Here is a 6,000-nt window from a genome sequence, read left to right on the forward strand (position 1 = left end):
CCTGATATTGGGGACGGCCTACGCGACCATCGAAAAAAACAAAAAACGCGAGAAGTTGACGAGCCTTAGGCTGCAGCAGCTTCTTTCTGGTCGCGAATTGCCGCCAGAGTACGAGCCAATTTGCTGGTAGCGCCTTGAATCACGCTCATCAGCTGAGAAATTGCTTCGTCACGGGTCGGCAGAGTTGCCAGTACGTCGATTTGGTTAGCTGCGAGGAACTTGCCCTCGAACGCAGCTGCCTTGATCTCGAACTTGTCCTGACCCTTTGCGAATTCCTTGAAGATCCGGGCAGCAGCGCCTGGATGTTCCTTGGAGAACGCAATCAGGGTAGGGCCGGTGAACACGTCGTTGAGGACACTGAATTCAGTGTCAGCAACAGCGCGCTTGAGCAGGGTGTTACGTACAACACGTACGTAAACGCCAGCTTCACGAGCCTCTTTACGGAGTCCGGTCATCGCGCCTACTGTTACGCCACGGGCATCAGCCACGACAGCGGACAGAGCGACTTTGGCAGCCTCGTTGACTTCAGCGACGATGGCCTTCTTGTCTTCGAGTTTAATTGCCACGGGTTTAACTCCTGCTTGTTACCGTTTCATCTGGTCGAAACCGGATGTCGTTTTGGTGTCTGATTCGGTAAGGAACCGGGAGCACCATCTGCGTAGGCTTGTGGTTTAAGACTTGCGTCGCCTACGGTCTTGGATAGCCCCCGCCAGGCAGGGACCCCAATTTTTCAATTGGCGCAATCGCTTGCGCCAATCTGTGTCTTACGCGTCGAGCGAGCTCTGGTCGATAACCAGACCTGGGCCCATGGTGGTGCTCAGGGTAACGCGCTTGACGTAGATGCCTTTCGAGGAAGCTGGCTTGATACGCTTCAGATCAGCGATCAGGGCTTCAACGTTTTCCTTCAGCTTGACGGCGTCGAAGCCGATCTTGCCAACGGAAGTGTGGATGATGCCGTTTTTGTCGGTGCGATAACGAACCTGACCAGCCTTGGCGTTTTTAACCGCGGTAGCTACGTCTGGAGTCACGGTGCCGACTTTAGGGTTAGGCATCAGACCACGTGGACCGAGGATCTGACCCAACTGACCTACAACGCGCATTGCATCCGGGGATGCGATCACTACGTCATAGTTCAGGTCGCCGCCTTTCATTTCGGCAGCCAGGTCGTCCATGCCTACACGGTCAGCGCCGGCAGCCAGAGCGGCTTCAGCAGCTGGACCCTGGGTGAACACAGCAACGCGAACGGTCTTGCCAGTGCCGTGTGGCAGCACGGTAGCGCTACGAACGACCTGGTCGGATTTACGCGGGTCAACACCCAGGTTTACAGCTACGTCGAACGACTCGCTGAACTTGACAGTCGACAGCTCGGCCAGCAGGGCAGCAGCGTCTACAAAGTTGTAGGCCTTGCCTGCTTCGATTTTGCCGGCGATAGCCTTTTGACGCTTGGTCAGCTTAGCCATTACACACCCTCCACGTTAAGGCCCATGCTACGAGCAGAACCGGCGATGGTACGCACGGCTGCTTCCATATCAGCTGCAGTCAGATCCGCGTTTTTGGTTTTCGCGATTTCTTCCAGCTGAGCACGAGTTACGGTGCCAACCTTAACGGTGTTCGGACGAGCGGAACCGCTGGTCAGACCGGCCGCCTTCTTCAGCAGAACCGAAGCAGGGGTGGATTTGGTTTCGAAAGTGAAGCTACGGTCGCTGTAGACAGTGATGATCACTGGAGTCGGCAGACCTGGTTCAAGACCCTGGGTACGGGCGTTGAAAGCCTTGCAGAATTCCATGATGTTCACGCCGTGCTGACCCAGAGCAGGACCAACAGGTGGGCTTGGGTTAGCCTGAGCGGCCTTCACTTGCAGCTTGATGTAAGCGGTAATCTTCTTGGCCATGAGGCACTCCAATTACGGGTTCGAACGCCTCGAGAGGCTCCCCGGTTACTTGCGCGTTTATCCCAGTGACGACAAAACCCCACAGCCTACGGCTGCGGGGTTGGGATTTTTGCCCAGCTAGACCTTTTCGACCTGGCTGAACTCGAGCTCCACCGGAGTAGAGCGACCGAAAATGAGCACTGCGACCTGAATCCGGCTCTTTTCGTAGTTAACTTCTTCAACAACACCGGTAAAGTCCGCGAATGGACCGTCATTGACACGTACCGACTCGCCCGGCTCGAACAACGTCTTCGGCTTCGGCTTGTCGCTACCGTCAGCAACGCGGCGCAGAATCGCTTCTGCTTCCTTATCGGTGATCGGTGCAGGCTTGTCGGCGGTACCGCCGATGAAACCCATCACCCGAGGAGTATCCTTGACCAAGTGCCAAGTACCCTCGTTCATATCCATCTGCACCAGCACGTAGCCAGGGAAGAATTTGCGTTCGCTTTTGCGCTTCTGGCCATTACGCATTTCAACCACTTCTTCAGTGGGAACCAGAATCTCGCCGAAGCCGTCTTCCATACCGGCCAGCTTTACGCGCTCGATCAGCGAGCGCATTACATGCTTCTCGTAACCGGAGTAAGCATGCACAACATACCAACGCTTAGCCACGGGACACCCTTAGCCGACAATCAAGGAAACAAGCCAGCCGAGCAGGGAATCAAGCCCCCACAACAGCAACGCCATAACCAGAACAACAGCCACCACAATCAGGGTGGTCTGCGTGGTTTCTTGGCGAGTTGGCCAAACGACTTTACGAATCTCGGTGCGAGCTTCCTTAACCAGTACAAAGAAAGACTTGCCCTTGACCGTCTGCAGGCCTACAAAGGCAGCTACGGCAGCAATGGCAAGCAATGCGAGTACGCGGTACAGGATCGGCGAAGCAGAAAAGTACTGATTGCCAACAACGCCAACAACCACCAGAGCGACTACTACAAGCCACTTGAGGAGGTCGAAACGAGAGCCTTGAGCTTCAGCTTTAGGAGTCATCTATGAAGATCCTGTGAAAAGAAAGCCAGACACACCAGGTGAATCTGGCAGGTCAGGAGGGAATCGAACCCCCAACCTACGGTTTTGGAGACCGTCGCTCTGCCAATTGAGCTACTGACCTAAAACAAAATCAGGCCGACCATTATGCCGACCCGAAAAAGACTTTACAACACTTACCAGGCAATCCCGACTGCAACACCAGCATCTATGACACTGGCAACCCCGAAAGCATAACGAGGCGCAACCACAACCACCTAAAACAAAGGCAGATATTTTCATATCTGCCTTGTTATATGGAGCTCTTGAGCGGATTTGAACCGCTGACCTCACCCTTACCAAGGGTGTGCTCTACCAACTGAGCTACAAGAGCGTAACACTGTGCAAAACCTGTAAACTTGGAGCGGGTAGCGGGAATCGAACCCGCATCATCAGCTTGGAAGGCTGAGGTTCTACCACTAAACTATACCCGCGAGGCTTACAGCTCTCGCTAAAAATGGTGGAGGGGGAAGGATTCGAACCTTCGAAGTCGTAGACGTCAGATTTACAGTCTGATCCCTTTGGCCGCTCGGGAACCCCTCCTAAGCGAGCCGGCATTCTACATCATGCCAGCCTTCTGTCAAGCATTTTCTCAATTAAATCTTGAGGTTAGCTGCGTTGACTCGCTTCACTTCGTTGACCGTTTCCGGTGTTCGCTGTGGAGCGGGCGCCATTCTATGCAAACTATTCAGTGGGCGCAACCCCCTCGCACGGCATTATTTTATGTTTTAACTCATTGAATTCTTTAGAAAGGTTTTGCAACTGCAGATCGTCCAGCCAACGCCGGCTTTCCGGCGCAATACGCACCCAATACCCTGCGCTTTCCGAGCCCCTGGGCAGGGATTGGTATTTGACCTCCATCCCGCTCAACCGCCGCTCAACCGCCTGCGCGGCGTCCTGGCGCGTGTAACCCCCCAGATAAAGGCAACCATTGTCTGGCGAGACAGCTTTAGCCTTGTCTTTGGAGGCGTCACCCGCTTCGCTCAACAGGCGTATATCCTGCTGAGACCCGCGATACAGACTCAAAGGCGTGACATCCTTGGCGCGCAGCGGTGCCTCTTGTTGATGCCAGATGTAGTAAAAGCCATTGAGGACAAGCAGCAGCAGAAACAACCAACGCATAAAAACCTCAGGACAAGGGACAGGCCATGGCCAATCCGACAAACACCAAGTCCGGAACCACCCTGGCCTGAGGCACGACCTCAGAAACCAGGCTCGCATCCCCCCCGGTGAGGAATACGACAAAGTCCTCACCCCAGTAGCTGCGCGCCAACTCGAGCTGAGTCATTACGAAGCCGCGCAACATCAGCAAACAACCACGCTCGACAGCCTCGACAGTCGCACGACCCGGAACAAGACTTTCCAGAGCCTGCTCCGCCGCCAGATCCCCGTAACGAATTTTTCGCGTATGGGTACGCAACTGGTTACGCATCAACGGCATGCCCGGACAGATGAAACCACCCAGGTGCTCGCCATCAGAAGCGATAAAGTCCGCAGTCACGGCCGTACCGAAGTCGAGCACCAGGCACGCACCTGAAGCCAGATGAAAGCCTCCAAGCATTGCAAGCCACCGATCCAGGCCCAGCCGCTCAAACTCTTCATAACCGTTGCGCACGCCTGACATTTCGCGAGCAGGCGCTGCGCTCACTATCGGCACATCAAAGGTATCCTTCAGCAATGACGTCAGCGCACCAGTCTCTTCCGCAGTCCTGACGCTCACCAGCCGGCAAAACGTGAGGGCAAGCCCATTGAGCTCCCCTAACCCCTCAAGCAATGCGAGATTGGAATCGACAACCCCCTCACCAAGCACCTGCCCGGCATTCGCCGCAAGCACGCGCCACTTGATGAAACTATTCCCACAATCGAGCTCAAGAATCATCACGCAACCTCAGGCTCAATTCACCACCACTGAAGACTTTCTCCACACCATCCACCTTCAGGCGCAGTGCACCCTGGCCATCAATACCAAGCACTTCACCATCTATTTGATTGACACCGGCAATCAACGACACGCCTCGCCCCTGCCACAGGTGATTTTGCTCCCACTCCGACTGGATGGCCAAAAAACCACCCGCCTGATGACGAGCCAGGTACCGCTGCAGCACATCCCCCAACATGGCGACCAATTGGTTGCGATCAAACAATTTGCCTGATTCGAGCCGCATGGATGTCCATTGCTGGTCCACCTCGTCAGCGGACTGCATGTTCACATTGATTCCCACCCCCAGAACCACGTGGCACACATCAGCAGGGTCACCGACCAGCTCGAGCAATATCCCAGCGATCTTTTTCTGACCCACCAGGACATCGTTGGGCCACTTCAATCCAGCGGCTGCAATACCCAGCTCACGCAACGTCTGCAAAACAGCGAGCCCCACGACGAGACTCAAGCCCTCCAACTGACGCATCCCACCATCAATGCGCAGCACCAGGCTGTAATAGACATTTTCAGCGAAGGGACTGACCCATTTGCGACCCCGTCGCCCGCGCCCGGCCGTCTGCCGCTCCGAGAGCACAATAAAGGGCGCAGCCTGCCCCCGCTCTATGGCACGCAGCGCCTCGGCGTTCGTGGAATCGATTGAGTGGTAAACGTGGACGGGCCAGTCGCAGGAAATCGCCCGGGCACTGATCTCGGAAGGATCGAGCAGCGCTAATGGCGCGGACAATTGATAGCCACGCCCACGAACTTTATGAATGGACAATCCCAGCTCAGCTTCTAAATGCTGAAGCTGCTTCCACACGGCGCTACGACTGACGCCCAGGGCAGCACCCAATGCTTGACCCGAATGGAATCGGCCATCTTTAAGAAGCTTTAACAACGTCAGCATGCAGGTCTCGCCTCACAATGAGGCCCGCATGATAGCCACGCGCCGAGCTATTGCATAGAAATCCAGTAGCCGTGACTTTCCTGCGGACAAAAACAAAACCCCAACTGCTTTCGCAATTGGGGTTTCGGAATTTAATCTTGACGATGACCTACTCTCACATGGGGAAACCCCACACTACCATCGGCGATGCATCGTTTCACTTCTGAGTTCGGGATG

The 6,000-nt window shown here is 55.2% G+C and carries 8 protein-coding genes and 4 tRNA genes; all 12 read right to left on the reverse strand.

The window, feature by feature from the left end:
- Positions 1-65: 65 nt before the first annotated feature.
- The 12 genes from rplJ to birA all read right to left on the reverse strand — a co-directional run bounded on the left by rplJ (position 66) and on the right by birA (position 5,784).
- Positions 66-566 (reverse strand): 50S ribosomal protein L10, encoded by a 501-nt coding sequence (rplJ, locus tag KW838_RS20020; protein WP_007970413.1) that lies wholly within the window; start codon positions 564-566, stop codon positions 66-68.
- Between the two features lie 198 nt (positions 567-764).
- Complete coding sequence (rplA, locus tag KW838_RS20025) at positions 765-1,460, reverse strand: 50S ribosomal protein L1 (RefSeq protein ID WP_003186095.1); 696 nt, start codon at positions 1,458-1,460, stop codon at positions 765-767.
- Positions 1,460-1,891, reverse strand: a complete 432-nt coding sequence (rplK, locus tag KW838_RS20030; RefSeq protein WP_007933726.1) for a 50S ribosomal protein L11 — start codon at positions 1,889-1,891, stop codon at positions 1,460-1,462. The genes rplA and rplK overlap by 1 nt, the downstream gene beginning before the upstream one ends.
- Positions 1,892-2,008: 117 nt before the next feature.
- The gene (nusG, locus tag KW838_RS20035) at positions 2,009-2,542 is read right to left on the reverse strand and encodes a transcription termination/antitermination protein NusG (RefSeq protein ID WP_007984405.1); all 534 of its coding nucleotides are present in this window, start codon (positions 2,540-2,542) and stop codon (positions 2,009-2,011) included.
- A 9-nt stretch (positions 2,543-2,551) separates the two neighbouring features.
- Entirely contained in the window at positions 2,552-2,920 is a 369-nt protein-coding gene (gene secE / locus KW838_RS20040) for a preprotein translocase subunit SecE (protein ID WP_007984402.1), read from the reverse strand.
- A gap of 45 nt (positions 2,921-2,965) precedes the next feature.
- Positions 2,966-3,041, reverse strand: a tRNA-Trp gene (locus KW838_RS20045).
- A 173-nt stretch (positions 3,042-3,214) separates the two neighbouring features.
- Positions 3,215-3,290 (reverse strand) — tRNA-Thr (locus tag KW838_RS20050).
- 26 nt (positions 3,291-3,316) lie between these two features.
- Positions 3,317-3,390, reverse strand: a tRNA-Gly gene (locus tag KW838_RS20055).
- Between the two features lie 24 nt (positions 3,391-3,414).
- Positions 3,415-3,499, reverse strand: a tRNA-Tyr gene (locus tag KW838_RS20060).
- A 141-nt stretch (positions 3,500-3,640) separates the two neighbouring features.
- Complete coding sequence (locus KW838_RS20065; protein WP_116582923.1) at positions 3,641-4,078, reverse strand: hypothetical protein; 438 nt, start codon at positions 4,076-4,078, stop codon at positions 3,641-3,643.
- 7 nt (positions 4,079-4,085) lie between these two features.
- The gene (locus KW838_RS20070) at positions 4,086-4,835 is read right to left on the reverse strand and encodes a pantothenate kinase (protein ID WP_218502853.1); all 750 of its coding nucleotides are present in this window, start codon (positions 4,833-4,835) and stop codon (positions 4,086-4,088) included.
- On the reverse strand, positions 4,825-5,784 hold the full coding sequence (gene birA / locus KW838_RS20075) for a bifunctional biotin--[acetyl-CoA-carboxylase] ligase/biotin operon repressor BirA (RefSeq protein ID WP_218502855.1): 960 nt from the start codon (positions 5,782-5,784) through the stop codon (positions 4,825-4,827). The genes KW838_RS20070 and birA overlap by 11 nt, the downstream gene beginning before the upstream one ends.
- Between the last annotated feature and the right edge of the window lie 216 nt (positions 5,785-6,000).

This window comes from Pseudomonas sp. PDM27 (assembly GCF_019219205.1).
GTDB lineage: Bacteria > Pseudomonadota > Gammaproteobacteria > Pseudomonadales > Pseudomonadaceae > Aquipseudomonas > Aquipseudomonas laurylsulfatiphila.

What these genes read in the sequence shown, in the direction of transcription:
- KW838_RS20065 (WP_116582923.1), bottom strand. Translation starts at nt 4,078, where the DNA reads ATGCGTTGGTTGTTTCTGCTGCTGCTTGTCCTCAATGGCTTTTACTAC.
- rplA (WP_003186095.1), bottom strand. Translation starts at nt 1,460, where the DNA reads ATGGCTAAGCTGACCAAGCGTCAAAAGGCTATCGCCGGCAAAATCGAA.
- KW838_RS20070 (WP_218502853.1), bottom strand. Translation starts at nt 4,835, where the DNA reads ATGATTCTTGAGCTCGATTGTGGGAATAGTTTCATCAAGTGGCGCGTG.
- rplK (WP_007933726.1), bottom strand. Translation starts at nt 1,891, where the DNA reads ATGGCCAAGAAGATTACCGCTTACATCAAGCTGCAAGTGAAGGCCGCT.
- secE (WP_007984402.1), bottom strand. Translation starts at nt 2,920, where the DNA reads ATGACTCCTAAAGCTGAAGCTCAAGGCTCTCGTTTCGACCTCCTCAAG.
- birA (WP_218502855.1), bottom strand. Translation starts at nt 5,784, where the DNA reads ATGCTGACGTTGTTAAAGCTTCTTAAAGATGGCCGATTCCATTCGGGT.